The organism is Streptomyces sp. NPDC096323 (assembly GCF_040302845.1).
GTDB lineage: Bacteria > Actinomycetota > Actinomycetes > Streptomycetales > Streptomycetaceae > Streptomyces.
In genome coordinates, this window is the sequence record NZ_JBEOSI010000006.1 from 64,095 (window position 1) to 90,134 (window position 26,040).

The 26,040-nt window shown below is 70.8% G+C and carries 22 protein-coding genes and 1 riboswitch; of the genes, 6 read left to right on the forward strand and 16 right to left on the reverse strand.

Going from position 1 to position 26,040, the window contains the following annotated elements; genetic code table 11:
• Nucleotides 1-73 precede the first annotated feature (73 nt).
• A complete protein-coding gene (locus tag ABTX18_RS17890) occupies nucleotides 74-1,045 on the forward strand; it encodes an alpha/beta hydrolase (RefSeq protein WP_352123662.1) in 972 nt (323 codons plus the stop codon).
• Between the two features lie 49 nt (nucleotides 1,046-1,094).
• On the opposite strand, the gene ABTX18_RS17895 is transcribed toward ABTX18_RS17890, so the two are convergent.
• From ABTX18_RS17895 to ABTX18_RS17910, 4 genes are all read right to left on the reverse strand, one after another.
• Entirely contained in the window at nucleotides 1,095-1,766 is a 672-nt protein-coding gene (locus tag ABTX18_RS17895; protein WP_352123663.1) for an enoyl-CoA hydratase-related protein, read from the reverse strand.
• Between the two features lie 47 nt (nucleotides 1,767-1,813).
• Entirely contained in the window at nucleotides 1,814-2,392 is a 579-nt protein-coding gene (locus ABTX18_RS17900; protein WP_352123664.1) for a TetR/AcrR family transcriptional regulator, read from the reverse strand.
• A 313-nt stretch (nucleotides 2,393-2,705) separates the two neighbouring features.
• Nucleotides 2,706-3,044: an alpha-amylase inhibitor gene (locus ABTX18_RS17905; protein WP_352123665.1), complete on the reverse strand. Its 339-nt coding sequence runs from the start codon at nucleotides 3,042-3,044 to the stop codon at nucleotides 2,706-2,708.
• A 563-nt stretch (nucleotides 3,045-3,607) separates the two neighbouring features.
• A complete protein-coding gene (locus tag ABTX18_RS17910; RefSeq protein WP_352123666.1) occupies nucleotides 3,608-4,978 on the reverse strand; it encodes a C39 family peptidase in 1,371 nt (456 codons plus the stop codon).
• 173 nt (nucleotides 4,979-5,151) lie between these two features.
• Here ABTX18_RS17910 and ABTX18_RS17915 point away from each other — a divergent pair, with 173 nt between their 5' ends.
• Both ABTX18_RS17915 and ABTX18_RS17920 read left to right on the forward strand, forming a co-directional pair.
• Nucleotides 5,152-5,781: a uridine kinase family protein gene (locus ABTX18_RS17915; protein ID WP_352123667.1), complete on the forward strand. Its 630-nt coding sequence runs from the start codon at nucleotides 5,152-5,154 to the stop codon at nucleotides 5,779-5,781.
• A gap of 360 nt (nucleotides 5,782-6,141) precedes the next feature.
• A complete protein-coding gene (locus tag ABTX18_RS17920) occupies nucleotides 6,142-8,046 on the forward strand; it encodes an AAA family ATPase (protein ID WP_352123668.1) in 1,905 nt (634 codons plus the stop codon).
• Nucleotides 8,047-8,079: 33 nt separating this feature from the next.
• Here the strand turns inward: ABTX18_RS17920 and ABTX18_RS17925 are convergent, their stop codons facing one another.
• From ABTX18_RS17925 to ribD, 10 genes are all read right to left on the reverse strand, one after another.
• Entirely contained in the window at nucleotides 8,080-9,177 is a 1,098-nt protein-coding gene (locus ABTX18_RS17925) for a hemolysin family protein (protein WP_352123669.1), read from the reverse strand.
• Nucleotides 9,174-10,544, reverse strand: coding sequence for a hemolysin family protein (locus ABTX18_RS17930; RefSeq protein ID WP_352123670.1), 1,371 nt, complete (start codon nucleotides 10,542-10,544; stop codon nucleotides 9,174-9,176). Before ABTX18_RS17930 ends, ABTX18_RS17925 begins: the two co-directional genes overlap by 4 nt.
• A gap of 184 nt (nucleotides 10,545-10,728) precedes the next feature.
• The gene (locus ABTX18_RS17935; RefSeq protein WP_352123671.1) at nucleotides 10,729-11,181 is read right to left on the reverse strand and encodes a PH domain-containing protein; all 453 of its coding nucleotides are present in this window, start codon (nucleotides 11,179-11,181) and stop codon (nucleotides 10,729-10,731) included.
• A gap of 22 nt (nucleotides 11,182-11,203) precedes the next feature.
• The gene (gene hisG, locus ABTX18_RS17940; protein WP_352123672.1) at nucleotides 11,204-12,052 is read right to left on the reverse strand and encodes an ATP phosphoribosyltransferase; all 849 of its coding nucleotides are present in this window, start codon (nucleotides 12,050-12,052) and stop codon (nucleotides 11,204-11,206) included.
• A gap of 111 nt (nucleotides 12,053-12,163) precedes the next feature.
• Complete coding sequence (locus tag ABTX18_RS17945) at nucleotides 12,164-12,436, reverse strand: phosphoribosyl-ATP diphosphatase (RefSeq protein WP_018524273.1); 273 nt, start codon at nucleotides 12,434-12,436, stop codon at nucleotides 12,164-12,166.
• 35 nt (nucleotides 12,437-12,471) lie between these two features.
• Nucleotides 12,472-12,957 carry a 6,7-dimethyl-8-ribityllumazine synthase gene (gene ribH / locus ABTX18_RS17950; RefSeq protein ID WP_352123673.1) on the reverse strand — a complete coding sequence of 162 codons (486 nt, stop codon included), beginning with the start codon at nucleotides 12,955-12,957 and terminating at the stop codon, nucleotides 12,472-12,474.
• Between the two features lie 36 nt (nucleotides 12,958-12,993).
• On the reverse strand, nucleotides 12,994-14,286 hold the full coding sequence (locus ABTX18_RS17955; protein ID WP_352123674.1) for a bifunctional 3,4-dihydroxy-2-butanone-4-phosphate synthase/GTP cyclohydrolase II: 1,293 nt from the start codon (nucleotides 14,284-14,286) through the stop codon (nucleotides 12,994-12,996).
• Nucleotides 14,283-14,927, reverse strand: a complete 645-nt coding sequence (locus ABTX18_RS17960; protein ID WP_352123675.1) for a nicotinamide mononucleotide transporter family protein — start codon at nucleotides 14,925-14,927, stop codon at nucleotides 14,283-14,285. Before ABTX18_RS17960 ends, ABTX18_RS17955 begins: the two co-directional genes overlap by 4 nt.
• On the reverse strand, nucleotides 14,924-15,541 hold the full coding sequence (locus tag ABTX18_RS17965; RefSeq protein WP_352123676.1) for a riboflavin synthase: 618 nt from the start codon (nucleotides 15,539-15,541) through the stop codon (nucleotides 14,924-14,926). Before ABTX18_RS17965 ends, ABTX18_RS17960 begins: the two co-directional genes overlap by 4 nt.
• Nucleotides 15,542-16,645, reverse strand: a complete 1,104-nt coding sequence (gene ribD, locus ABTX18_RS17970; RefSeq protein ID WP_352123677.1) for a bifunctional diaminohydroxyphosphoribosylaminopyrimidine deaminase/5-amino-6-(5-phosphoribosylamino)uracil reductase RibD — start codon at nucleotides 16,643-16,645, stop codon at nucleotides 15,542-15,544. It lies immediately after the preceding gene.
• 159 nt (nucleotides 16,646-16,804) lie between these two features.
• Nucleotides 16,805-16,935, reverse strand: a riboswitch (FMN riboswitch).
• A 264-nt stretch (nucleotides 16,936-17,199) separates the two neighbouring features.
• Between ribD and ABTX18_RS17975 the strand changes: the two genes are divergently transcribed.
• Nucleotides 17,200-19,524, forward strand: a complete 2,325-nt coding sequence (locus ABTX18_RS17975; RefSeq protein WP_352123678.1) for a chitinase C-terminal domain-containing protein — start codon at nucleotides 17,200-17,202, stop codon at nucleotides 19,522-19,524.
• Nucleotides 19,525-20,216: 692 nt separating this feature from the next.
• Here ABTX18_RS17975 and ABTX18_RS17980 read toward each other — a convergent pair.
• Nucleotides 20,217-21,395: an ROK family transcriptional regulator gene (locus ABTX18_RS17980; protein ID WP_352123679.1), complete on the reverse strand. Its 1,179-nt coding sequence runs from the start codon at nucleotides 21,393-21,395 to the stop codon at nucleotides 20,217-20,219.
• A 155-nt stretch (nucleotides 21,396-21,550) separates the two neighbouring features.
• Here ABTX18_RS17980 and ABTX18_RS17985 point away from each other — a divergent pair, with 155 nt between their 5' ends.
• On the forward strand, nucleotides 21,551-22,783 hold the full coding sequence (locus tag ABTX18_RS17985) for an MFS transporter (RefSeq protein WP_352123680.1): 1,233 nt from the start codon (nucleotides 21,551-21,553) through the stop codon (nucleotides 22,781-22,783).
• Nucleotides 22,784-22,909: 126 nt separating this feature from the next.
• The gene (locus ABTX18_RS17990; RefSeq protein WP_352123681.1) at nucleotides 22,910-24,307 is read left to right on the forward strand and encodes a uracil-xanthine permease family protein; all 1,398 of its coding nucleotides are present in this window, start codon (nucleotides 22,910-22,912) and stop codon (nucleotides 24,305-24,307) included.
• Nucleotides 24,308-24,332: 25 nt separating this feature from the next.
• Here the strand turns inward: ABTX18_RS17990 and ABTX18_RS17995 are convergent, their stop codons facing one another.
• Entirely contained in the window at nucleotides 24,333-26,033 is a 1,701-nt protein-coding gene (locus ABTX18_RS17995; RefSeq protein ID WP_352123682.1) for a flavin monoamine oxidase family protein, read from the reverse strand.
• Nucleotides 26,034-26,040 lie beyond the last annotated feature (7 nt).

Genomic DNA, 26,040 nt, shown 5'->3' on the forward strand with positions numbered 1-26,040 from the left:
GGGCGGGGCCGTCAGCCGCGGCCGGTGAGACCTCGGCACCAGGGCACGTGCGTGCCGCGACACTGGAGTGGACATGACCGATCTTCCTCCTCCGATCACCCCCTCCCTCGAAGCGGCCGCGAAGGAGTTGTGTGAGGCCACGGACCCGCACCCGCGGATCTACGAGGTCCCGCCGGAGAAGGGCCGCGACATCCTGCTCGGCCTCCAGAGCGACGCGAGCGTGCCCCGCCCCGATGTCGACGAGGAGTGGGTCGACGTGGACGCGGGCGAATGGGGCACGGTCCGCACCCGGATCATCCGGCCCGGGGGAGCCTCCGGACCACTGCCGGTCATCTTCTACATCCATGGCGCCGGCTGGGTCTTCGGCGACGACAAGACGCACGACCGGCTCTTCCGCGAACTCGCGGTCGGCGCCGGGGCGGCAGGCGTCTTCCCCGTCTACGACCGCGCGCCCGAGGCGAAGTACCCCACGCAGATCGAGCAGAACTACGCGGTCGGCCAGTGGGTCCTGGAACACGGCGCGGAGCACGGCCTGGACGCCTCACGCGTCGCCGTCACCGGTGATTCGGTCGGCGGCTGCATGTCCGCGGTGTTCGCCCTGATGAACAAGGAACGTGGCGGCATCGGCCTCAAAGCCCAGTGCCTCCTCTACCCGGTGACGAACGCCGACTTCGACACCCCGTCCTACCTGCAGTTCGCCGAGGGCTACTACCTGACCCGCGACGGCATGAAGTGGTTCTGGGACAACTACTCCGAGCCCGGCCGGCGCACGGAGGCACACGCCTCCCCGCTCCGGGCGTCCCTGGAGCAACTCAAGGGTCTGCCCACGACTCTGGTCATCACCGACGAGGCCGACGTCCTGCGCGACGAGGGCGAGCAGTACGCCAACAAGCTCCGCGAGGCCGGGGTCGACGTCACCTCCGTCCGCGTCGCCGGCATGGTCCACGACTTCCTCCTCCTGGACAGCCTCCGCGACACCCGCGCCGCCAACGTCGCACGCAAAGTCGCCGTCGACTTCCTCCGCACCGCGCTCCACGAGGGCTGAGCTCCGGCCCGCCCCCGGGGAGCGCGGTGCGGTCGGTGCGGATGTCGGCTCAGCCGAGCGGGTTGGTGGTGTCGCGCAGGGTGGCGAGGGCCGGGGCGTACATGCGGGCCTTGATGGTGCCGAGGGTGTCGCCGGCCTTGTTCACCTGCGCCTGGGCGATCTCGATCGCGGTGGTGCGCACGGCGTCCTCGCCGACCGCGTGGTCGACGATGCCGGCGGCCTCGGCGTCGGACCCGCCGTAGCGGTGGGCGGTGAGCATGGCCCTGTGTGCGGTCTGCGGGGCCAGCCGGGACTGGATCAGGGCGGCCATGCCGGGCGTGAAGGGGATGTTGATGTCCGCCTCGGGCAGGCACCAGTATCCGCGGTCGGCCCGCATGACACGGAAGTCGTGGGCGAGCGACAACATCGCACCGGCAGCGAAGGTGTGCCCCTGCAGCGCGGCCACCGTGATGACCGGCAGCGACAGCATCCGGGCGAGGAGCTCGTGGACCGAGACCACATAGTCCTGATGCTGGTCGGCGTGGGCGAACAGCCAGTCCAGGTCGAGCCCGTTGGAGTAGAACTTGCCGGTGGCGGCGGTGACCAGGGCGCGGGGGCCCTCCGCCTTCTCCACCTCGTCGAGCGCGGCGCCGACGGCGGTGAGCCAGTCAGGATGGAAGCGGTTCTCCCCGTCTCCGAGGTCGAGGACGAAGACGTTGTCGTGGCGGTCGAGCGAGGGCATGGCGACTCCTTCGGACTGAGCTGACTTGAGTGGAAGAGGACTGCGCGCTACGTCCCGGGCCGGGGCTCGGATTCTGGACGCTCCCGCAGGGCGTAGCGGAGAAGGTCGTGGATCTCGGCGGCGGCGGCCTCGATCGGGCGGGTGCTCCGCTCGGCCCGGCACATGATCACCGCGCCTTCGACCGCGGCGATGATGAAGGATCCGAGCCGTCGGCTGCGTTCCTCGGTCAGGCCGTGCCGCAGGAACAGGCCCGCGAGGGCTTCCTGCCAGCGGGCGAAGACGGCGGCGGCGGAGCGGGCGAGCTGTGGAGCGTCGTCGTTCGTCTCGACGGCCACCGCCACGATCGGGCAGCCGGCCCGGAAGCCGCTCTCGACCAGCCGGTCGCGCCACAGGGCGAAGAACGCGTCGACGGCCTCCACCGGGTCCTCCGCCTGCACGGCCGCGTCGATCAGGCCCGCGATGAAGTCCCCCGCCAGCGTCACCGCCTCGTCGATGAGCTGCGCCCGTCCCCCGGGGAAGTGGTGGTACACCGAGCCCCGAGGGGCACCGCTGTGCGCGAGCACCCGGTCGACGCTGGTCGCACTCGCCCCGTACTCGCGCAGCAGAGCGGCGGCACTGAGGATCATCCGCTCGCGACTGTCACTCCTGCGCGGACTCACCCGCCACCCCCTCCACACGGTCGGGCGAGCCGCCAAATGGACTACCCATCGGTAACTTATGGGATCTGTCATAAGACATGCAAGAGCGAGAACCGCGGAATTGTTCGACCGCCGCCACAAGCGAGCACCGTCCGGGGACTCTCGGCTCAGGCGAATACCGCCGCGAGTGGAGGCGAGTACCGCCGCAGGTGACGCGTCGGCCTCACCTCCCCGGGGCGGGCGGAGCCGACGACCGCGAGCCGCCGCCCCGCGCCGCAACCGGGCCCCGGAACGCCGAGGGTCAGGCGCCGCTCGTCTCCAGAGGGTCGCAGCCGCGCAGTCCCGTGACGTAGTTGCCGTCCGTTCCGTAGCCGGCGAAGGTCGCCCAGCCACCGGGCGCGAGAACGCGGCACGGGGCGGACTGGCCGTTCGCGTACTCGACCGTGACGGCGACGGTCTCGCCACAGCCGTTGAAGACATCGGTGTAGCGCCAGCTCTGGTAGTGCTGCACGCACTCCGGGGCGGGGGTGTCGGTCGCGCCCGAGGCGGACGGGGCGGCGATCAGCGCCAGCAGGAGCCCTGCCGCGGTCATGGCGCCGAGGCCGGCCGGTCGGGATATGCGCTTCAGGAGGTTTGCCATGCCCCGCATCCTCAAGGGCGACAACACCTTGCGCAAATTGCTGCAAGAAGTTTCAGCCACCGCTTTGCGTTGAGCCTTAACCAACACGTCAGAAGGCATTCTCGCGCCTGCAACAAGTTTCACGACTTCACCGGCTCAGCGGATGAAAGATCCTGCGTCTGCGCGCCTTCTCTCCTCTTGGCGGCGTCAGCCACTGCACGGGCCGCCGCCCGGCCCGCGGCGCAGCGTGACCGAGATTCGACGCCCCCGGGCAGCGCGGCGACGGCGCCGAAGGCGCAGTGCTCCGCATGGCCCGGAGCGGTGGCGACGACGAGGCTGCGGCTCGGGCGGCGGAGTTCCACCAGATGGCCGGGGCGCCCGCGTCGTCGTGCGGCGTCGTCGTCGGCGTCTCCGCACGGGGGCCCACCGCGGCCCCGACGAACGGTGTGTCCAGTCACGAGGCGTCTCGCCCGGCTCGGACATCGTTCGATCAGGGTCACGGTGGACCGGCACGGACACCTCATCCCGGGACGGCCCCAAGCGGTGGCGTCAGGTCGTCGGGACGACCGTGGGGCCGCACATGTTCACAGCAAGCCGAGCGACCGCAGCGCGCGGCGCTGATCCGGTGCTGTCCTGACCGGCCAGAAGATGTAACACACGCCGCCGGTACCGCTTCTGACCTTGCCGTTCGCGTCGTAGCGCTTCGTACGCAGCCAGATGTTCTCCCACTCCGACCGCAGGTAGACCCGTCGCACCGCCTCGTCGTTCGGCGACGCCGGGTCGTTGGCGATCACGTCGCCGTCCTCGGTGAAGCCGATCACCGTCATCAGGTGGCCGGAGGTGCCGTAGCCCGCGCCGGTCAGTTCCGTCTTGAGGAACGACTGCGACGTTATGACCGGGATGCCGGCCCGGATCAGGGTCTCCAGGTCCTCCAGCGAGCCGAGCCGGGTCACCGCGGCGTTCATGTCGTCGTACGTCGCCGCATAGGCGGCGTTGAACGGCCAGTTCCCGCAGCCCTCGTACTGATGGTCGTACGTGAAGCGCGCCGCGTGGCAGACCTGTGGGTCCTCCAGTCCCGGCTTGACCCAGGAGAGGTCCTCGGCGCTGGGCCTGCGGCCCCAGTACTCGATGATCATCTGCGAGGAGGTGGGGCTGCACCATGCCTCGCCGCCGTTGTCGTACTCGGGGTACTGCCCGACGTGCACGTTCTGCGAGTAGCGCGGCACCGGCAGCTCCCGGGCCAGGCCCGGGGTGGAAGCGGGCACGGTGAAGCGGTCGGGGATGTCCGAGGCCATCGCGCCGATGCGCCACACCGTCGGGGTGAGCCGGGTGCCCGGCGTGCGGTACAGGGTCAGCCGCAGCCGGTAGGACAGCAGGCGCAGACCGCTCGCCGCGTCGTCCACCGAGAAGGTGTCGGTCCAGATGGAGCTCTTGCCGTCGGTCTGGTCGTCGACCGAGGTGCGGCGGATGTCTCCGTCGCCCGCGGCCCAGCGGCCCATGACGTACCAGGGGGTCTCGGTGCCGTCCGAGTAGTCGCCCCGCAGCTCGATCTGGATCCAGGTGCCGGCGGGCGTGTTTGCGTTCCAGGAGGCGATCACCTCGGTGGCCGGGACGGTGGAGCGGTGGACCGGTGAGGTCCAGGTGGCGTAGTCCCACGTCGCGGTGGTGCCGGTGTGCGGGTCGGTGTAGTCGGTACGCCCCAGCGGGTGCCCGATCACCAGCCCAGCGCGGCGGCCGGCGACGGCACGGGTGCCCGCGCCCGATCCGCAGCGCCAGTCGGTGTACGTCGACCAGAATCGGTTGTCCACAAGAGAGGCTGCCGCCGAAGGTGCGTCGAGCCGGGTACGGGGTGGGGCCGCGGCCGAAGCGGAAGCGGCGGACGACACCGCTCCGGCGCCGGCCGCTGCCGCGATCGCGGCGGTGAGCACGGTTCTGCGTGAGGTCGGACTTGGCATGGGCGAGACCCCCGGGTGTCAGTGGAATGGGGCTGCGGGTGCACGACAGTGCGCCAACTATTGCGGTTCGGTCCCCGGTTCGGCCAGCGATTCGGCCCGTGCCGACGGACCAATATGGGTCTGGACCACTGGCGTGACCTGGGCCGCTCCGCACCGGCTCGTAGGCTGGGGCCATGAACGACCTCTCGCGCCTTGCCGCACGGCTGCGCACCCTGCCGCCGTCCTGCGGGCCGGTCCGGCTGGTCGCCGTCGACGGCCACGCGGGATCCGGCAAGAGCACCTTCGCCGCCCGGCTCGCGGCGGCGCTCGGCGACGCTCCCGTGCTGCACCTCGACGACCTGGCCACGCACGAGGAACTGTTCGGCTGGACGGGACGACTGCGGGAACAGGTGACCGGACCGCTGTCGCGCGGCGAAACCGCCCGCTACGCGCCGTACGACTGGACGGCGCGCAGCTTCGGGCCGCCGCGCTCGCTGGCCCCGGCCCCGCTCGTGGTGATCGAGGGCGTCGGCGCGGGACGGCGGGCTCTGCGCCCGGCTCTCGCGCAACTGCTGTGGATGGACCTGCCGGCCGCGGAGTCCTGGGAGCGGGGCCGGCGGCGGGACGGACCGGCGCTGACCGCCTTCTGGGACGGCTGGACGGCTGCCGAGGCGGCTCATTTCTCGGCCGATCCCTCGCGCCCCTGGGCCGATGCTCTGATACGTCAGTTGCCTGTGGGGTACGAGTGGCTGGAGGGAACGCCCCCGACAGCAGGAATGAATCATTCCGTCACTGAGCGCGACCACCCGGACCGGCCATACTGAGCAGTCGGAAAACAGACCGGAAGTGCCCCAACTCTGCTTGACCCGGGGGCGGTACAGGTCTTACGTTCTCAATGTGCGGCTTTTCGGAGCCCCCGCGGACGCGAAGCCCCCGGTTGTTCCCCCGTGACCGGGGGCTTCGCTCTGTGCCCGGTGCCGGTTTCCGGCCTCTCCGCACTCACTTTCGCCTACCGTCGGTAATGGCCGCCTTCGGCTTGCGGCGCCCTTAGTCGCATACTCCCTGCGCAGGTACGATGCCTCTCGGTGCGGTCAATTCCCGTCCATGGCACAGTGATTCGGCGCACCTCGGTGGGCCGGCGTGCCCGGCGGGACATCCTGGGGGCACGGTTTGTGGGGGACCTGATGGACATCGGCACGAAGGGCACACAGGCCCCGGCCGACCTCGCGTGGCTGCGCGGCGTGGACGCCTACACGATGGGCGCCTATCCGCAGGCCGAGGAGGAGTTCAGAGCTGCCGTGCGGCTCGATCCCGGCATGGCCGACGCCTGGCTCGGCCTCCACGCGCTGCGGGTCGACACGACGGCGGCGCTGCTGCACATGTACCGCCACCGCGACCGGTTCGGCGACCAGCGCGGACGCCACCGACGCACCCTCAACTCCTGGTACTGGCTGGGCTGGTGGGTGCAGCCGGTGCTGGAGAGCCCGCGCGACCTGCTGCTCGCGCACGCCTCGCACTGGCTGGACGGCCGCCATGTGCCTGAACTCGACCGGGCGTTGGCCGGACTGCCGCCGGTGGACGCCGACCCGCAGGTCCGCTTCCTGCACGCCTGCCGCTCCTACCTCGTCAAGGACTGGGACCAGCTCGTACGCCATACGGAGCAGCTGATCGACGATCCGCTGCTGGGCATCGAGGCAGGGCTCTTCGGCGGGATGGCGCGGGTGCGGCTGGAGATGTACGGGCAGGCCGAACCCCTCCTGTCCACCGCGCTCATGCGCTGCCGCAGCGAGCAGCCGCAGCGCAAGGAACTGCGCTACTGGCTGGCCCGCGCACACGAGGGCACCGGCCGCAGCGCGGCCGCGCTGCCCCTGTACCGGGCGGTCCACCGCATCGACCCCGCGTTCATGGACACCTCGGCGCGGCTGGCCGCGATCGCGGACTACGACGGGCTGGACGGCTCCGAGGAGGCGTCCGGACTCGCCGCCGTCTCGCTGACCGGACTGGGCGCCGACGGGACGTTCGCGGAGGCGCAGCCGGACGGCGACTCGCTGCTCGGCACCGACCTGGTGGACGGCAGGGAGCCGCGGCCGGGCGTCGAGGCGCAGGACCTGCCGGGCGTCGGGGCTCCGCCGCCGGGCGGGGCACGGCACAAGAGCGCGGCCGCCACGCAGCAGTCGTTCCCGGCGGGGCCCAGCGATCCGGTGCTGCTCGCCGAGGCGCTGGCGGAGCTGGAGCGGATGGTCGGCCTGGAGCCGGTGAAGCGGCAGGTCAAGGCGTTGTCGGCGCAACTGAACATGGCGAGGCTGCGGTCGGGCCAGGGGCTGCCCGTACAGCCGCCGAAGCGGCATTTCGTCTTCTCGGGGCCGTCGGGGACCGGCAAGACCACGGTGGCCCGGATCCTGGGGCGGGTGTTCTACGCGCTGGGCCTGCTCGGCGGTGACCATCTGGTCGAGGCCCAGCGTGCGGACCTGGTAGGCGAGTTCCTGGGACAGACGGCGGTCAAGGCCAACGAGCTGATCGACTCCGCGCTGGGCGGGGTGCTCTTCGTCGACGAGGCGTACAGCCTCTCCAACACCGGGTACAGCAAGGGCGACGCGTACGGCGACGAGGCCCTGCAGGTGCTCCTCAAACGCGCGGAGGACAACCGGGACCATCTCGTCGTCATCCTGGCCGGCTACCCGGAGGGCATGGACCGGCTGCTGTCCACCAATCCCGGGCTCTCGTCCCGCTTCACCACCCGGGTGGACTTCCCCAGCTACCGGCCGCTGGAACTCACCGCCATCGGCGAGGTGCTGGCGGCGGAGAACGGGGACGCGTGGGACGAGGAGTCGCTCGAGGAGCTGCGCTCCATCAGCGGCCATGTCGTCGACCAGGGATGGCTGGACGAGCTGGGCAACGGTCGTTTCCTGCGCACGCTGTACGAGAAGAGTTGCGCCTACCGTGATCTGCGGCTGTCGGGGTATGCGACGGTGCCGACGCGGGACGATCTGGCGACGCTGCGGCTGCCGGATCTGATGCAGGCGTACGGCGAGGTGCTGTCCGGGCGGGGCCCGGTGGGGCGGGGCCGGCAGGAACCGCCCGAGGTGTGAGGCGGTTCCTGCCGGCCCGACCGGACGAAGGGCCTACCCGACCAGGGCGGACCGTTCGTCCGAGCCGGTCTGCCGTTCCTCGGTGCGGCGGGGCTCCGAGACCCGGTGGGCCGGGTCCCGTACCTCTCCGACCAGCATCTCCAGTACGTCCTCCATGGCCACGAGGCCCAGGACCCGGCCCGACGCGTCGGCGACCTGCGCCAGATGCGTCGCCGCGCGGCGCATCACCGTCAGGGCGTCGTCCAGCGGAAGTTCGGCCCGCACGGTCGCCATGGGGCGCCACACGTGCTGCGGGACGGCCCGCTCACCGTCCTCCAGGTCGAGGACGTCCTTGACGTGCAGGTAGCCCATGAACGGGCCGCCGCCCTCCGCGCAGACGGGGAAGCGCGAGTAGCCGGTCCGCACGGTGAGCTCCTCGATCCGGCGCGGGGTGACGGAGGGGTCCACCGTCACCAGGGCCGCCCGGCGCAGGAGCACGTCGGTGACGGGCCTGCTGCCGAGTTCGAGGGCGTCCTCCAGCCGTTCCTGCGCCTCGGGCTCCAGGAGCCCGGCCTGTCCGGAGTCCTCGACGAGCCGGTTGAGCTGCTCGCTGGTGAAGACGGCCTCCACCTCGTCCTTCGGCTCGACCCCGAAGATCCGGAGCACCAGCCGGGCGCAGGCGCCGAGCGCGGAGGTGACCGGCCGGCAGAGGCGGGCGAAGCCGACGAGGCCGGGGCTGAGCCACAGCGCGGTCTTCTCCGGAGCCGCCATGGCCAGGTTCTTCGGGACCATCTCGCCGACGACGAGGTGGAGGGAGACGACGAAGGCCAGCGCCAGCACGAAACCGAGCGGGTGGATCATCCCCTCCGGCAGGTGCGCCGCGTGGAACACCGGCTCCAGCAGCCGGGCGACGGTCGGTTCGGCCACGGCGCCGAGGGTCAGCGAGCAGATGGTGATGCCGAACTGGGCGGCCGCCATCATCTGCGGCAGGTTCTCCAGGCCGTACAGCACCTGGCGGGCCCGGCTCGACCCGGCTGCGGCCAGGGGTTCGACCTGGCTGCGGCGCACGGAGACGAGCGCGAATTCCGCCCCGACGAAGAAGCCGTTCGCCAGGACGAGAAGTCCGGCGAAGATCAACTGGACCAGACTCATCGTGCGGCCTCCAGGACGCGGCGGGACGCCCGCGGCGCGGCGGCCGGTGCGGGTGCCTCGGCCAGGCGTACGAAACGGACCTTCTCGGCCCGGTAGTGGCCGACCTCCCGGACGGCGATCCGCCATCCGGGCAGTTCGGTCCGGTCACCGGGGGCGGGAATCCGGCCCAGCAGGTCGGCGACCAGCCCGGCGACGGTCTCGTACGGGCCGTCGGGTACGTCGAGGCCTATCCGGCGCAGGGTCAGTACGCGGCAGCTGCCTTCGGCGTCCCAGGCGGGCCGCCCGTCCTCGGGGGCCGCGGCGGCCAGCTCGGGGCGGTCGGCGCCTTCGGCGTCGTGCTCGTCGCGCACCTCGCCGACAAGCTCCTCGATGATGTCCTCCAGCGTGACGACTCCGGCGGTACCGCCGTACTCGTCGACCACCACGGCGATCGGCTGCTCGTTGCGCAGCCGCTGGAGCAGCTGCCCGACGGGCAGGGTCTCGGGCACCAGCAGCGGCGGCACGGCGATCCGGCCGGCGGGGGTCCGCAGCCGGTCCGGGGCGGGGACGGCCAGCGCGTCCTTGAGGTGGACCATGCCGACGACCTCGTCGATGCGCTCCCGGTAGACGGGAAAGCGGGAGAGGCCGGTGGCGCGGGTGAGGTTGAGGACGTCCGCCGCGGTGGCGGTGGACTGGAGGGCGCTGACCTTCACGCGCGGCGTCATCACGTGCTGGGCGGTGAGCCCGGCGAGCGACAGTGTCCGTACGAAGAGGTCCGCGGTGTCCTGCTCGAGGGTGCCGGCCTCGGCCGAGTGCCGCGCGAGGGAGACCAGCTCCCCCGGCGTACGGGCGGACGCCAGCTCGTCGGTCGGCTCGACGCCCAGGAGGCGCACCAGCCGGTTGGCGACGGTGTTCAGCAGTCCGATCAGCGGGCGGAAGACCCGGGTGAAACCCAGCTGGGGTCCGGCGACGAACCGTGCGACCTGGAGCGGCTTGGAGACCGCCCAGTTCTTCGGTACGAGTTCGCCGATGACCATCTGGACGGCGGCCGCGAGCAGCATGCCGATGACCACGCTGATGCCGGGGACGGCGCCGCCGGGCAGACCGGTCAGGGAGAGGGGGGCGTGCAGCAGCTGGGCCAGCGCCGGCTCGGCGAGCATCCCGACCACCAGGGAGGTGATCGTGATGCCGAGCTGGGTGCCGGAGAGCTGGAAGGAGAGTTCGCGCAGGGCGTCGACGACGGTGCGGGCCCGTCGGTCGCCCTCGGCGGCGGCGCGCTCGGCGTCCGCCCGTTCCACCGTGACGAGCCCGAATTCGGCTGCCACGAAGAATCCATTGGCGAGGATGAGAAGGAATGCCGCGCTGAGAAGCAGCAGGGGGGTGGTCATGCCGCCGCCTCCATCGAAGGGGCGGCGCAGGTACTACCGGACGATCCGTCCATTGCTGGAGGGAGTCACTCCTTGGGTCGCAGGAAAGCCCCGCGGGCCTCGGAGGCCTCTGGTGCGGGGCGGGGCGCACAGGGCGCCGCCGCCTTCCAGAGTAATCAACAAGAGGCCCGTCGGGGCAGGGGGCTCAGCGGTTGTCCGTGCCGGTGCCGTGGTTCTCGGCGAGGGCGCGGAGCGTGCGGGCGTCGCGGATGGCGTGTTCCTTGGCGATTCCGGGCTGGATGCCGAGGGCCGGCATGCTGGTCCCGTCGCTGAGGTCGAGGAAGACCCACGGGTCGCCGACACGCAGGTTGACGCGCACGATCTCCGCCCAGGACAGCCGCCGGGTACGAGTGATGTTGACCACGGTCACCCCGCTGTCGTCCGCCACGATCTTGGGGCGGCTGAGCAGCGCCAGGACGCCGAAGAAGAGCAGCGCCGTGAAGACGAAGCTGACGCGCTCTCCCCCGCTGAGCTGTTCCAGGGTGAAGGCGACGACGGTGATGACGGCGAACATCGCCGCCCCGACGCTCAACAGGACCACCCGGGTGAGGGTGGGCCGGAAGGTGACCGGAAGGGCGGGCAGTGCGGGGGCTGGCATGGTCTTCTTCCGTCTCCCGCCGTCAGAGGCGGCAGGCGTGGATGGCCGTGGTGAGAATGGCGCGGGCGCCGAGATCGTACAGGTCGTCCATGATCCGCTGCGCCTCCTTCGAGGCGACCATCGAGCGGACCGCGACCCAGCCCTCGTGGTGCAGCGGGGAGATGGTCGGCGACTCCAGGCCGGGGGTGAGGGCGACGGCGCGTTCCAGGTGCTCGACGCGGCAGTCGTAGTCCATCATCACGTAGCTCCTGGCCACCAGGACGCCCTGCAGGCGGCGCAGGAACTGCTGGACCTTGGGATCGTCCGCGGGGGCGCCGGTGCGGCGGATGACGACCGCTTCCGACTTCATGATCGGCTCGCCGATGACTTCGAGTCCGGCGTTGCGCATGCTGGTGCCGGTCTCGACGACGTCGGCGATGATCTGGGCGACGCCCAGCTCGATGGCGGTCTCCACGGCGCCGTCGAGGTGGACCACGGAGGCGTTGACGCCGGTGTCGGCGAGGTGCTTGGCGACGATGCCCTCGTAGGAGGTGGCGATCGTCATGCCGTCGAAGTCCTGCGGCCCGGCGGCGGTGCCGGGCTTGGTGGCGTAACGGAAGGTGGAGCGGGCGAAGCCGAGCTGGAGGATCTCCTCCGCATCGGCGCCGGAGTCCAGCAGCAGGTCGCGGCCGGTGATGCCGATGTCGAGGCGGCCCGAGCTGACGTAGATCGCGATGTCGCGCGGGCGCAGGTAGAAGAACTCCACCTGGTTGTCGGGATCGACGAGGACGAGTTCCTTGGACTCCTTGCGCTGCTTGTAGCCCGCCTCATGGAGCATCGCCATCGCAGGCCCGGAGATAGCACCCTTGTTGGGGACGGCGATGCGCAGCATGAGGTCGGGTTTCCTTTGCGAAAGAGGCGGCTGGAACGTGCGGAGGGGCGCGGAGATCGTGCTCGGAGGTGGCACGGACGTTGTGCTCAGAGCCGGGCGCGGACGTCGTGCTCAGAGATGGGCGTACACGTCGTCGAGGGAGATTCCGCGCGCGACCATCATCACCTGGACGTGGTACAGCAGTTGCGAGATCTCCTCGGCGGCCGCGTCCTTGCTCTCGTGCTCGGCGGCCATCCAGACTTCGGCGGCCTCCTCGACGACCTTCTTGCCGATGGCATGCACGCCCTTGTCCACCAGTTCGGCGGTACGGGAGGTGGAGGGGTCGCCGTTGGCGGCCTTGAGCTGCAGCTCGGCGAAGAGCTCTTCGAAGGTTTTGTTCGCCATGATGTCCTTAAGAATAAGGGGTCCCGGACCCGCACTCAGCGCCAGGGTTCGCTGACCGAGCGGAGTGTGGTGGCGGTGGCGACGGCGGCGGTGACCGCTTCGTGCCCCTTGTCCTCGTTGGACCCGTCCAGGCCGGCCCGGTCGAGTGCCTGCTCCTCCGTGTCACACGTGAGGACGCCGAAGCCGACGGGGACACCGGTGTCGACGGCGACCTGGGTGAGGCCGTTGGTGACGCCGTGCGACACGTATTCGAAGTGCGGGGTGCCGCCGCGGATGATCACGCCGAGGGCGACGATCGCGTCGTACCCGCGGCCGGCCAGCACCTTGGCGACGACCGGGAGCTCGAAGCTGCCGGGCACCCGCAGCAGGGTCGGCTCGTCGATGCCGAGCTCGTGCAGCGCGCGCAGTGCGCCGTCGACGAGTCCGTCCATGACCTTCTCGTGCCACTGCGCCGCGATGACCGCGACGCGCAGGTCTCCGCAGTTGCGTACGGACAGTTCGGGTGCGCCCTTGCCGCTCATGTCTCTCCTACTTCGTACCGGAAACGTGCTGGTGTGTTACTGGTTGCCGCAGGTCGACGCGGTGGCCGCGTCGAGCCAGGGCAGGTCGTGGCCCATGCGGTCGCGCTTGGTGCGCAGGTACCGCAGATTGTGCTCGCCGGCCTGGACGGGCATCGGCTCCCGTCCGGTGACGGCCAGACCGTGCCGCAGGATCGCGGCGGTCTTCTCGGGGTTGTTCGTCATGAGCCGCAGACTGCGGACGCCGAGGTCCTCGAGGATCTGGGCGCCGGCCGCGTAGTCCCGGGCGTCGGCGGGCAGGCCCAGCTCCAGGTTGGCGTCGAGGGTGTCGACGCCGCGCTCCTGGAGTTCGTACGCGCGCAGCTTGGACAGGAGCCCGATGCCGCGGCCCTCGTGGCCGCGCAGATAGACGACGATGCCGCGGCCCTCCTCCGTGATGCGCTCCATGGAGGCGTGCAGCTGGGGGCCGCAGTCGCAGCGCTGGGACTGGAAGATGTCGCCGGTCAGGCACTCGGAGTGGACGCGGACCAGGACGTCCTCGCCGTCGCCGATGTCGCCGTGGACCAGTGCGACGTGTTCGACGCCGTCCACGAGGGAGCGGTAGCCGTACGCGGTGAAGGCGCCGAAGGTGGTCGGCAGCCGCACCTCGGCCTCGCGGCGGACCGTCGGCTCGGCGCTGCGCCGGTAGGCGATGAGGTCCTCGATGGAGATGATCGTCAGACCGTGCTTGCGGGCGAACGGGACCAGCTCGGGCAGGCGCAGCATGACGCCGTCCTCACCGGCGATCTCGACGATCGCCCCGGCGGGCCGCAGCCCGGCCAGCCGGGCGAGGTCCACGGCGGCCTCGGTGTGGCCGTTGCGCACGAGCACCCCGCCGGAGCGGGCGCGCAACGGGAAGATGTGGCCGGGGCGTACGAAGTCGCCGGGGCCCGCCGTACCGCCCGCGAGCAGCCGGAGGGTGGCGGCCCGGTCGGCGGCGGAGATGCCGGTACTCACGCCGTGCGCGGGCGAGGCGTCGACGGAGACGGTGAAGGCCGTCTTCATCGACTCGGTGTTGTGCTCGACCATCTGCGGCAGTTCGAGCCGTTCCAGCTCGTCGTTCTCCATGGGCGCGCAGATCAGTCCGCGGCACTCGCTCATCATGAAGGCGACGATCTCGGGCGTGGCCTTCTCGGCCGCGATGACGAGGTCGCCCTCGTTCTCCCGGTCCTCGTCGTCGACGACGACGACGGGCCGGCCTGCGGCGATGTCACGGATGGCCTGCTCGACGGGGTCGAGGGAGAGGTCCTCGGCGGGCACGTCGCGGTGCAACCAGGCGGGCTGGGCAGTCATGCCGTGGCTCCTTCCAGAGCGGGTGTCCGCGTGCGCAGCCACCAGTCGCGCATCCCCCACAGGACGAGGGCCCCGTAGACGACGTAGATGAGACCCGAGAAGGCGAGACCGCTGTGGAAGTTGAGCGGTACGCCGACCAGGTCGACGAGGAGCCAGGCGAACCAGAACTCGACCATGCCGCGGGCCTGGGCGAGCATCGCCACGAGCGTGCCGGAGAAGATGTACGCGTCCGCCCACGGGCTCCAGGAGAGCGAGGGAAACGCGGTGAACAGGCCGCCGACCGCGAGGGTGCCGAGGGCGGCGCCGCCGAGCAGGTAGCCGCGCTCGCGCCAGGTGGCGAACCGTACGGCGAGGGAGCCGTCCTGGGCCTGCTGTCGGCCCCGGGTCCACTGCTGCCAGCCCCAGACGGCCACGGCGATGACGATGATCTGCTTGCCGACGCTGCCCGCCTGGTGGACGGAGACGTTGGCGGCGACCAGCACCGCGCCGGACAGGAGCTGGGCGGGCCAGGTCCAGATCGAGCGCAGCCAGCCCAGGGCCAGGGCGATCAGACCGATCGTGTTGCCGATCATGTCGGACCAGATGATGTGCTGGTCGAAGGCGGTGAACGCCTCCGAGTTCAGCCAGTGCAGAGCGCTCACTTCGCCGCCTCCCCGTTCTCCGGCGCGGAGTTGCCGAGCAGCCGCTCGACGTACTTCGCGATGACGTCCACCTCGAGGTTGACCGGGTCGCCGGGCTCCTTGATGCCGAGCGTGGTCAGGGCGAGGGTGGTGGGGATGAGGCTGATGGTGAAGTAGTCGGGCCCCGCGTCCACGACGGTCAGGCTGACGCCGTCGACGGTGATCGAGCCCTTCTCCACCACGTAGCGGGTCAGCTCCGAGGGAAGGGAGATCTTCACGATCTCCCAGTTCTCGGAGATCTTTCGTTCGACGACGCGGCCCGTGCCGTCGACGTGACCCTGGACGATGTGTCCGCCGAGCCGGCCGCCGAGCGCCATGGGGCGCTCCAGGTTGACCCGGGAGCCCGTGGCCAGGGCGCCGAGGCTGGAGCGGTTCAGGGTCTCGGCCATCACATCGGCGGTGAACTCGTCCTCGCCGAGGTCGACGACGGTCAGGCAGACGCCGTTGACGGCGATCGAGTCGCCGTGCTTGGCGCCCTCGGTGACGACGGCACCGCGCAGGCGGAACCGTGAGGCGTCGCCGAGCTTCTCGACGGCGGTGACCTCACCCAGTTCTTCGACAATTCCGGTGAACACTCAGATTTCCTTCCGGGCGGGGCCGAGTACGGCGGTGATGCGCAGATCCGGGCCGATGTGAACGGTCTCGGTCACATCGAGCCGCAACGCCTGGGCGATGGTGGAGATTCCGGCGTCGGCGAGGGCCGCGGGGCCGGCGCCGAGGAGGACTGGGGCGAGGTAGCCGACGACCTTGTCGACCAGTCCCGCCGCGACGAAGGCCCCGGCCAGGGCCGGCCCGCCTTCGAGGAGCACGGAGCGGACGCCGCGGCCGTGGAGGGCGGCGAGCAGGGCGGAGAGGTCCAGTCCGGGGCGGCCGCCGGCGGCGCGCGGCAGCCGCAGCACGGCCTCGTCGGGGAGGTGCCGGGCATCGGCGTCGTCGGCGACCGCGACCACGGTGGGCGCGGTGGCGTCGAGGACCCGGGCGCCGGGCCGTACGGCGGTGGCCGCGGTGTCGACGACGACCCGCAGCGGCTGGACGGCGCCGTCGATGCCCCGTACAGCGAGCTGGGGGTCGTCGGCGCGGGCGGTGCCGGAGCCGACCACGACGGCGTCCGCCTCGGCGCGCAGCCGGTGGACGTCGGCGCGGGCCTCGACGGAGGTGATCCAGCGGCTGGTGGCGTCGGCGGCCGCGATCCGGCCGTCCAGGGTCGCCGCGTACTTCCAGGTGACGTGCGGACGGCCGAGGCGCACCGAGGTCAGCCAGGCGGCGTTGACCGCTTCGGCCTCATCGGCGAGCAGGCCCTGCTCGGCCTTGATCCCGGCGGCGCGCAGGGTGTCCGCACCGCCGGTGGCCTGCGGGTTCGGGTCGCCGACCGCGTACACGACACGGGCGATCCCCGCCTCGATGAGCGCCTGGGCACAGGGACCCGTGCGACCGGTGTGGTTGCAGGGTTCGAGGGTCACGTAGGCCGTGCCGCCACGCGCCTTCGCACCGGCCGCGCGCAGGGCGTGGATCTCGGCGTGCGGCCCGCCGGCGCGCTGGTGGAAGCCTTCACCGACGGGCTGTCCCGTCGCGTCGAGGACGACGCATCCGACGACCGGATTGGGGCTGGTGGAGCCGAGACCGCGGGCGGCGAGCGTGACGGCTCGGCGCATGGCGGTCGTGTCGGCTGCGGTATCCACCGGGTCCTCCTGCCTCTTCGGGCACGGACTCCGGGGCCTGTCGATGACGACAGATGAAGCGGAACGCTGCACAGGAAGACGCCGACTGCCCGAAAAAACGGATGGATCGGTCGCCCGAAAAACCATCCGCCGACGGCGGCGTACCCGCGAAACGGCCCGCCGCGCACTGCCTCCCATCCGGACTTTAACCGTCGGTCCAGGAATCTCACCTGGTCAACCGGCCGCTGGATGCGGACGGGTCGCGGACTATAACCGCCGGTTCGGAATTGCACCGACCCCGGAGTGCGCTGCTGCTGGTACACGATCAGTGTGCCACGAGTCTCCGTGACCCATACGGGCGAACGCTGTGGAGTGGCTCACAGACAGCCCGTGACAAGGGCTCTTTTCGGACACCCCCACCTTGTTGGTCCAGACCTATTGACGCAGTGGTCTAGTCCTCTTAATCTCTGCGTCACCTCCGAGGAGCGGTTCCGCGGTGTGCGCACACCCGGGAACCAACACGACCCACCGCCTTGTCAGTTGTGTTCTGCCGACCTCCCCAGGAGGAACCGAACGTGCTGTTCCCCACTCGCGCGAGAGCCACCCTGCTCGCAGCCGGCGCCGGTATCGCCGCACTGCTGGTCGGCTCGCTCGCCGCAACCCCCTCGCAAGCCGCCGACCAGGAATCCTGTCGCCCCGACGGGCTCTACGAGACCCCGGGCGTCGCCGTCCCGTACTGCTCCGTGTACGACTCCGAGGGCCGCGAGAAGATGGGCGCCGACCACCCGCGGCGTGTCATCGGCTACTTCACCAACTGGCGGACCGGCAAGGACGGCAAGCCCGCCTACCTCGCCTCCGACATCCCGTGGGACAAGGTCACCCACCTCAACTACGCCTTCGCCCACGTCGACGGCGCCCACAAGATCTCCGTCGGCGGCGACGGACCGGCCAACGCCTCGACCGGCATGACCTGGCCGGGTGTCGCCGGAGCCGAGATGGACCCGGCGCTGCCCTACAAGGGCCACTTCAACCTGCTCAACAAGTTCAAGAAGCAGTACCCGAACGTGAAGACGATGGTGTCGGTCGGCGGCTGGGCCGAGACCGGAGGCTACTTCGACGACAGCGGCAAGCGGATCGACTCCGGCGGCTTCTACTCCATGGCGGCCAACGCCGACGGCTCGGTCAACCAGGGCGGCATCAACACCTTCGCCGACTCCACGGTCGACTTCATCAAGAAGTACGGCTTCAACGGTGTCGACATCGACTACGAGTACCCGACCACGATGAAGGACGCGGGCAACCCGCTCGACTGGACCCTGTCCAACGCCCGCCGGGCCGGTCTGGTCAAGAGCTACGCCGCGCTGATGAAGACACTGCGCGAGAAGCTCGACCGCGCGTCCGCCGCCGACGGCAGGCACTACCTGCTCAGCGTCGCCGCCCCCTCGTCCGGCTACCTGCTGCGCGGCATGGAGACCTTCCAGGTCCAGAAGTACCTGGACTACGTCAACATCATGTCGTACGACCTCCACGGCGCCTGGAACGAATACGTCGGACCGAACGCCGCCCTGTTCGACGACGGCAAGGACGCCGAACTCGCCCAGGGGAGCGTCTACTCGACCTCGCAGTACGGCGGAACCGGCTACCTCAACACCGACTGGGCCTACCACTACTTCCGCGGTTCCATGCCGTCAGGCCGCATCAACATCGGACTGCCGTACTACACCCGCGGCTTCAAGAACGTGCAAGGCGGCACCAACGGCCTCTGGGGCAGAGCCGCCACCACCGACTGCCCGGCCGGCGCGGGGCTGACCAAGTGCGGGGACGGCGCCGTCGGCATCGACAACCTCTGGCACGACCAGGACACCAACGGCAAGGAGGCGCCCGCCGGCTCCAACCCGATGTGGCACGCGAAGAACCTGGAGAAGGGCGTCGTCGGCGACTACGTCACGGATTACGGATTCCCCGCCGGCACGAAGCTGACCGGCACCTACGTCCGCAACTACGACTCCACGCTGGTCGCACCGTGGCTCTGGAACGCCGAGAAGAAGGTCTTCCTCTCCACCGAGGACGAGCAGTCCGTGAAGGCCAAGGCGGCCTACGTCGCCGACAAGGGCATCGGCGGCACGATGATCTGGGAACTCGCGGGCGACTACGGCTGGAACGCCGCGAAGGGCCAGTACGAGCCGGGCTCCACACTCACCTCCGCGATGTACGACGCCTTCAAGTCGGCGGCTCCGTACGGGGCGAAGCGCTCCACGATCGACCTGCCCACCCGGGCACTGAACATCGACGTCTCCTTCGACCAGTTCCCGCTGGGTGACTCCAACTACCCGATCAGCCCCAAGCTGAAGATCACCAACAACACGTCGGCGACGCTGCCCGGCGGTACGGAGTTCCAGTTCGACTACGCGACCTCGGCGCCCGCCAACGCCAAGGACCAGTCGGGCTTCGGCACCACGATCGTGCGCAGCGACCACACCGCCGCCAACAACATCGGCGGGCTGAAGGGCGACTACAACCGCGTCTCGCTCAAGCTGCCCTCCTGGCAGACGCTGGCGCCTGGCGCGTCGGTGCAGATCGACTTCGTGTACTACCTGCCGACGTCCACGCCGTCGAACTGGACCGTCACCTTCGGCGGGCAGTCGTACGCGCTGGCGGCGGACCTGGCCCGGGGCACGACGGTCGTCGAGCCGGGCGGCTCCACGACGTCGCCGTCACCGTCGCCGGACCCGACGGGCGGCAGCTGCGCCGCGGCGGCCTGGAGCGCGTCGGCGGAGTACGGATCGGGTGCGACCGTCAGCCATGGCTCGCACCAGTGGAAGGCCAAGTGGTGGACGAAGGGCGAGACGCCGGGGTCCACCGGTGAATGGGGCGTCTGGCAGGACCTCGGAGCCTGCTGACGGTCCATGGGGCGGGGGGTTCCATCCTCAATCGCCGGACAGGCTTGTGTGCGGGTCCCCTCGCGGGGTGCGGGTGCGCCACGCCGGTGGGTGGGGGTGGGGTCCCTCCGGGGAGACTCCTCAGAAATGGCATTTGCGACCGGGTGCGGAAACGACCCGAGTCGTACGCCATTTCCTGCGGGGACTCCCCTGCACGCCCCCACCCGGCCGTCTTGCGTGTGAACGCCCGGTGGATCGACTGTCGCAGACGCCAGACGGGCGGGTCCGGGGGCGTGCAGGGGAGTCCCCGCAGGACGACGAACACCGACCCGGGTCCGCTGCGTACCCGCCGAACGTTCGTCGTCCGAGGAGACGCCCCGGAGGGACCCCGGACCCCCACCGGGCAGGGGCGCCCGCACCGGCGGGGCAAGCCGCACCACTCCAAGCCCGTCATGGGGGTCCCCCCATGCCCTTAAGGCTATGGGGGAGATTGAGGACGGAACCCCGCGCCGTGGGGAACCCGCACCCCGCGGGGCAAGCCGCCCCCTTCAAGCCCGTCCGGCGCTTGAGGACGGAACCCCGCACCAAGGGGGATCCGCACCCCGCAGGGGACCCGCAGAAATCAAGCCCGTCCGGCGATTGAGGACAAAGACCCGTGCCCCGGACCGGGGCAACCGGCAAAGGGACCCGTCCTCGCAAGAGGGCCCCGGCCGTCAGCGCGGCGGGCCGAACAAGGAGTCCTGCGCCGCGTCACGCGCCGCGAGCACCGCTCCGTGGAGGACCGCCGTGCCGCCCAGGCGCCCCGCCCGGACCTCCGTACGCAGCGGGGACATCATGGCGAGCCGTTCCTCGACGCGCGCGGCCAGCTCGTCGCCGCCCGCCGAACCGACCTCGCCGGCCAGCAGCACGCAGCCCGGGTCGAGGACCGAGGCGACGGCGGCGACGCCCAGGGCGAGGCGGTCGGCGAGGGTGCCGAGGAAGGCCGCGCTGTCCCCCTCCCCCGCGAGCGCCAAGCGGACGACGGCCGCGCCGCCGGGCTCCTGGCCTCCGGCCGGGGCGGTGATGCCGTGCGCGGCGGCCAGTTCGCAGAGCGGCGCCGAGCCTACGAGGGAGTGAAAGCCCCCGTCGCAGTTGACGGCCGAGGGGATCCCGATCGTGCCGGGAACCGGCAGGAAGCCGATCTCGCCGGCGCCGCCCGAGGCACCGCGGCGCAGCTTCCCGTCCAGCATGACGGCCGCTCCGACCCCGTGGCCGAGCCACAGCAGGACGAACGTGTCGTGATCCTGGGCGGCTCCGACGCGGTGTTCGGCGACGGCGGCGAGATTGGTCTCGTTCTCCACGAGCACCGTGGCCGGCAGCCGCTGCTGGAGGGCCTGGACGAGTCGGCGGTGCCAGGCCGGCAGGCCGGTCGTGTCCCGCAGTTCACCGGTGACCGGGTCGATGAGCCCGGGGGCGCCGATGCCGACGCTGTGCAGGGGCGCCGGGCCGGCCGCGCGCGCCGTGTGTTCCAGGAGGGCGACGGCCTGTTCGACGGCGTCGTCCGTGGCGGTGTCGCTGCCGATCGGCAGGGTGGCTTCGGCGAGGGTCGCGCCCAGCAGGTCGGCGACGACGACGGCGACGCTGTCGGTGCGTACGTCGAGGCCGGCCAGGTGGGCGCGGTCGGCGACGATGCCGTAGAGCCGGGCGTTGGGCCCGCGGCGCTCGGCCCCGCTCTCCCCGACCACGCTGATGAGTCCCGCGTCCTGCAGCCGTTCGACCAGGTCGGCGACGGTGGGCCGGGAGAGCCCGGTCAGGGTCTTCAACTGGGTGGCCGTCAGCGGGCCGTCCTGCTCGAGGAGGCGCAGGGCGAGCCGGTCGTTGATGGCCCGGGCGGTGCTCGGTGATGCGGGCATGCCGGGATCCTTCCAGATCACCGCCGTGGTCCGGGACCGGGCGGCCTATTTATCAGGCAGGGTTCCTGATATTTTACTCCCCGCATCGTGGAGAAGGGCGCCCGGAGCGTCGCGGACCACGCGGACGGAGAATTCCCAGGGGAGGGCACGGCGGTATGACGACTGATTCCACGGATACGGGCTTCGGCACACGAGAGGTGCGGCGGGCCAGGTATGCCGTCGCCGCGGTCTTCACCGTGCACGGCGCGGTGACCGGCAGTTTCGCCACGCGGGTGCCCTGGATCCAGGATCACGCCGGGGTCAGCGCGGGCCAGCTCGGCATCGCTCTGGCCTTCCCCGCGATCGGCGCCTCGCTCGCGATGCCGCTCGCCGGCACGGTCAGCCACCGCTTCGGCGCCAGGACCGCGCTGCGCGGGCTGCTGGCCATGTGGACCCTGGCACTGATCCTGCCGGCCCTGGCCCCGAACCTGCTCACGCTGTGCGCGGCGCTCTTCGTGTACGGGGCGTCCGCCGGCATGTCGGACGTGGCGATGAACGCCCTCGGCGTCGAGGTGGAGAACCGTCTCGACAAGTCGATCATGTCCGGGCTGCACGGGATGTGGAGCGTCGGCGCCCTGATCGGTTCGGCGGCCGGCACCGTGGCCGCGCATGTGGGGGCCGACGCGCGACTGCACCACACGGTCGTCGCGCTCGTGCTGACCGTCCTGGGCCTGATCGCCTGTCAGCGGGTGCTGGACCTGCGCAGCGAACCGGACGAGGAGCCGCCGCCTCGCTTCGCCCGGCCGCCGAAGTCGGCGCTGATCATCGGCGCGGTCGGCTTCTGCGCGGTCTTCGCCGAGGGGGCCAGCCTGGACTGGTCGGCGGTCTACCTGCGTGACGTACTGGACAGTTCCGCGGGGCTGGCGGCCGCCTCGACGACCGCGTTCGCCCTGACCATGGCCGTCGCCCGGATCGCCGGGGACCGGATCGTCGACCGCTTCGGCGCGGTGCGGACCGTGCGGTCCGGCGGTGTTCTCGCGACGGTCGGCGGCGTGATGGTCGTCACCGCCCCGAACGCGGCTCTGGCGATGTCCGGTTTCGCACTGATGGGGCTCGGCATCGCCGTGGTCGTGCCGCTCGCCTTCGCCGCGGCCGGCCGCAGCGGGCCGAATCCGAGCCAGGCGATCGCGGGCGTCGCGACGATCACGTACACCTCGGGACTCATCGCTCCGTCGGCCATCGGCTCCCTGGCCGAGGCCACTTCGCTGGTCGTCTCGTTCGGTGTGGTGTCGGTGCTGGCGTTCGGACTGGTGCTGGGCGCCGGGGTGCTGCGTGCCGGTGACCGCAAGCCCGTGGCGGTTCCGGACGCCGGCGCCGCGAGCAGGGCGGCGGCCGAGCCGCGTCCCTGAGGTGCGGCGGGCCGTCCCCGGCCGAGAGGGCACGCCTGTCCGGCACTAACATGGCGCTGATCTTTTCCGCGGTGGCGCCGTGCCCGACGAGGCACCGGACTCCGCATCTACACACAGGGAGCAACCATGGGCGGCCTCGGCGTGCGCTGGACCTTGCACGGCGACGGGAAGACGCCCGCACCGGGAGCGGTGGTCCGCCCCGACGAGCGGCTCTCCTGGCCCCGGACTTTCGGGCTCGGCGCTCAGCATGTGGTCGCGATGTTCGGCGCCTCGTTCGTCGCACCCGTGCTCATGGGCCTGGACCCGAACCTGGCGATCATGATGTCGGGTGTCGCGACAGCCATCTTCCTGCTGGCCACCCGCGGCCAGGTGCCCAGCTACCTGGGCTGTTCGCTCTCCTTCGTCGGCGTCGCCGCGACCATCCGGGCCAGTGGCGGCAGCAGCGCGGTCGTCACCGGCGCGGTGTTCGTCGTCGGCGCGGTGCTCTTCCTCGCCGGTCTCGCCGTGCAGCGTTTCGGAGCGCGGATCATCCACGCGGCCATGCCGCCGGTGGTGACGGGAGCGGTCGTGATGCTGATCGGGTTCAACCTGGCGCCGGTGACCGCGTCGACGTACTGGCCGCAGGACCAGTGGACCGCCCTGCTGGTGATGCTCTTCACGGGACTGGCCGTGGTCTGTCTGCGCGGCTTCTTCTCCCGTATCGCGATCTTCCTCGGTCTCGTCTTCGGCTATGTGCTGTCGTGGGTCCTGGACCGCGTCTTCGGGAAGGTCCACTCCCCCGCCGGCGGGGCCGAGGCCGTGGACCACTGGCGACTGGATCTGTCGGGAGTATCGAAGGCCGACTGGGTCGGGCTGCCGTCGTTCCACGCCCCGGCTTTCGAGTGGTCCGCGATCCTGGTCGCGCTGCCTGTCGTCATCGCCCTGATCGCGGAGAACGCCGGTCATGTGAAGGCCGTCGGCGAGATGACCGGCCGTTCCCTGGACGCCAAGCTGGGCACCGCGATCGCCGCGGACGGCGCCGCCTCGATGCTGTCGACCGCGGTGGGCGGACCGCCGAACACGACGTACTCGGAGAACATCGGGGTGATGGCCGCGACCCGGGTGTACTCCACCGCCGCCTACTGGGCCGCCGCCTGCTTCGCCCTGCTGTTCGGTCTGTGCCCCAAGTTCGGCGCGGTCGTCGCCGCCATCCCCGGCGGGGTCCTCGGCGGGATCACCGTGATCCTGTACGGCATGATCGGGCTGCTCGGCGCCCAGATCTGGCTCAACGCCAAGGTGGACCTGCGCAATCCGCTGAATCTCGTGCCGGCCGCCGCGGGCATCATCATCGGGGTCGGCGGAGTCAGCCTCAAGATCTCCGACAACTTCGAGCTCAGCGGAATCGCGCTCGGCACCATCGTCGTGATCACCGGATATCACGTGCTGCGTGCCTTCGCCCCGGCCCATCTGAAGACGCAGGAGCCCCTGCTGGACTCCGGCACGTCGGCGTACGACGACGAGGAACGGCCGGCCGCCGGGGCCTGAACCCGGCGGACCCGTCGTACGCCGCTCAGTCCTCCGGGAGTTCGACCGGGGCGATCTCGTCGAAGAGGTCGCCGGGGCCGGGGTTGGTGGCGTCGGTCGTCCCGCCGAACTGGTTCATCACGCCCCAGACTGCGTTCAGAGCGGTCTGGACGGCCCCCTCGGCCCAGCCGGCCGTCCAGGAGATGTCGTCGCCCGCCAGGAACAGTCCCCGCTTGTCGGCGGGCAGCCGGTCCTGCATGAAGTGGGTGAACAGCCGCCGCTGGTAGCGGTAGTGGCCCGGCAGGTTGGCCTTGAACGCGCCCATGAAGTACGGCTCGTTCTCCCACGACACCGTCACCGGGTTGCCGGTGATGTGCTTGCGGATGTCGACGTTCGGATAGATCTCGCCGAGCGACTTCAGCATGACGTCCATGCGCTCGGTCGCGGAGAGCGGCAGCCACTTCAGGCTGTCGTCGCACCAGGTGTAGGAGAGGCAGATGCTGGCCGGCCTGTCCGGGCCGTCGTCGAGGAGGTACGTGCCCCGCGTCATCCGGTCGGTCAGCGTCATCGACATGGCATCGCGTCCGGTGGTCTCGTCCTTGTCCAGCCAGAACGGCCGGTCGACGGGGACGAACAGCTTGGACGACTCCATGTAGTGGGTGCGCTCCATCGCCGTCCAGTGGTCGATCGGGAAGAGCGCGTCGTCGCAGGCGATCTTGGACAGCAGCAGCCAGGACTGGCCGGTGAATACGGCGGCCCGGAAGGTGCGGATGTCTCCGGTGGCGTCGGTGACGGTGATCCGATTGCCGGCGGTGCGGTTCAGCCGGGTCACGGCCCCGCGCGGCTCGCCGCCGTGCAGGGAGGCCAGCGATGTGCCGAGCGGCCAGTGCACGATCTTCTGCGGTTCGCGCTCCCACAGGCGCAGCGGGAGCTGCTGGCTGCCGCCGACGATGGAGCGGTGGTGGTCGTCCGCCTCGGTGTAGACGACGCGCAGGATCTCCAGGATGGAGTTGGGGAAGTCGGTGTCCCAGCCGCCGGTGCCGAAGCCGACCTGGCCGAAGATCTCCCGGTGGCGGAAGGACTTGAAGGCGTCGGAGTCGCAGAGGAAGCCGTAGAAGGTCTGGTTGTCGAGCTTCTCGACGAGCCGGGCCCAGATCTCCCGGATCCGCGGCACGTCGCGCTCACGCATCGCGCGGTTCATGTCGGAGAAGTCGGCGCCCTCCTCCAGGCAGGTGTTCCAGGCGTCCATCACGTCGCGGTAGACCTGCGGGAGGTCGTCGATGGTGCGGGCGTAGTGCGACTCGCCCTTCAGGTCGACGACGGTCGAGGGGGTGACCGGGGAGAGCGGGTTGGGGAACGGCTTCGTCTCCAGTCCGACCAGGTCGATGTAGTGCTGGAGGGCCGTCGAGGACGGCGGGAAGCGCATGGCGCCCATCTCGGCGGTGAGCGGTTCGCCGTCCGTGGTGCAGCCGTCGAACTCGACGGTGCGCAGCCGTCCGCCGATGCGGTCCGCCTCGTAGACGACGGGCCGGAGGCCCATCTTCATCAGCTCGTAGGCGGTGACGATGCCGGAGAGCCCGCCGCCGATGACGGCCACCTCGCTGCCGTGCTCGGTCGCCGGTATCTGCCCGAGTCCCGCGGGGTGTGCGAGGAAGTCGTCGTACGCGTAAGGGAAGTCCGGCCCGAACATGGTGATCGGCGGGGCTGCGTCGGTGTGCGGAACGGCCGGGGGCACCGTGGACGTCATGGGGTAC

Excerpts from the sequence above, each read along its gene's own strand:
- ABTX18_RS17930 (WP_352123670.1), bottom strand. The coding sequence starts at position 10,544 with ATGACCACCCCCCTGCTGCTTCTCAGCGCGGCATTCCTTCTCATCCTC.
- ABTX18_RS17980 (WP_352123679.1), bottom strand. The coding sequence starts at position 21,395 with ATGCCCGCATCACCGAGCACCGCCCGGGCCATCAACGACCGGCTCGCC.
- ABTX18_RS17910 (WP_352123666.1), bottom strand. The coding sequence starts at position 4,978 with ATGCCAAGTCCGACCTCACGCAGAACCGTGCTCACCGCCGCGATCGCG.
- ABTX18_RS17935 (WP_352123671.1), bottom strand. The coding sequence starts at position 11,181 with ATGCCAGCCCCCGCACTGCCCGCCCTTCCGGTCACCTTCCGGCCCACC.
- ABTX18_RS17895 (WP_352123663.1), bottom strand. The coding sequence starts at position 1,766 with ATGCCCTCGCTCGACCGCCACGACAACGTCTTCGTCCTCGACCTCGGA.
- ribH (WP_352123673.1), bottom strand. The coding sequence starts at position 12,957 with ATGAGCGGCAAGGGCGCACCCGAACTGTCCGTACGCAACTGCGGAGAC.
- ABTX18_RS17925 (WP_352123669.1), bottom strand. The coding sequence starts at position 9,177 with ATGAGTCTGGTCCAGTTGATCTTCGCCGGACTTCTCGTCCTGGCGAAC.
- hisG (WP_352123672.1), bottom strand. The coding sequence starts at position 12,052 with ATGCTGCGCATCGCCGTCCCCAACAAGGGTGCTATCTCCGGGCCTGCG.
- ABTX18_RS17985 (WP_352123680.1), top strand. The coding sequence starts at position 21,551 with ATGACGACTGATTCCACGGATACGGGCTTCGGCACACGAGAGGTGCGG.
- ABTX18_RS17945 (WP_018524273.1), bottom strand. The coding sequence starts at position 12,436 with ATGGCGAACAAAACCTTCGAAGAGCTCTTCGCCGAGCTGCAGCTCAAG.
- ABTX18_RS17920 (WP_352123668.1), top strand. The coding sequence starts at position 6,142 with ATGGACATCGGCACGAAGGGCACACAGGCCCCGGCCGACCTCGCGTGG.
- ABTX18_RS17995 (WP_352123682.1), bottom strand. The coding sequence starts at position 26,033 with ATGACGTCCACGGTGCCCCCGGCCGTTCCGCACACCGACGCAGCCCCG.
- ABTX18_RS17990 (WP_352123681.1), top strand. The coding sequence starts at position 22,910 with ATGGGCGGCCTCGGCGTGCGCTGGACCTTGCACGGCGACGGGAAGACG.
- ABTX18_RS17900 (WP_352123664.1), bottom strand. The coding sequence starts at position 2,392 with ATGATCCTCAGTGCCGCCGCTCTGCTGCGCGAGTACGGGGCGAGTGCG.
- ABTX18_RS17890 (WP_352123662.1), top strand. The coding sequence starts at position 74 with ATGACCGATCTTCCTCCTCCGATCACCCCCTCCCTCGAAGCGGCCGCG.
- ABTX18_RS17915 (WP_352123667.1), top strand. The coding sequence starts at position 5,152 with ATGAACGACCTCTCGCGCCTTGCCGCACGGCTGCGCACCCTGCCGCCG.
- ABTX18_RS17905 (WP_352123665.1), bottom strand. The coding sequence starts at position 3,044 with ATGGCAAACCTCCTGAAGCGCATATCCCGACCGGCCGGCCTCGGCGCC.
- ABTX18_RS17955 (WP_352123674.1), bottom strand. The coding sequence starts at position 14,286 with ATGACTGCCCAGCCCGCCTGGTTGCACCGCGACGTGCCCGCCGAGGAC.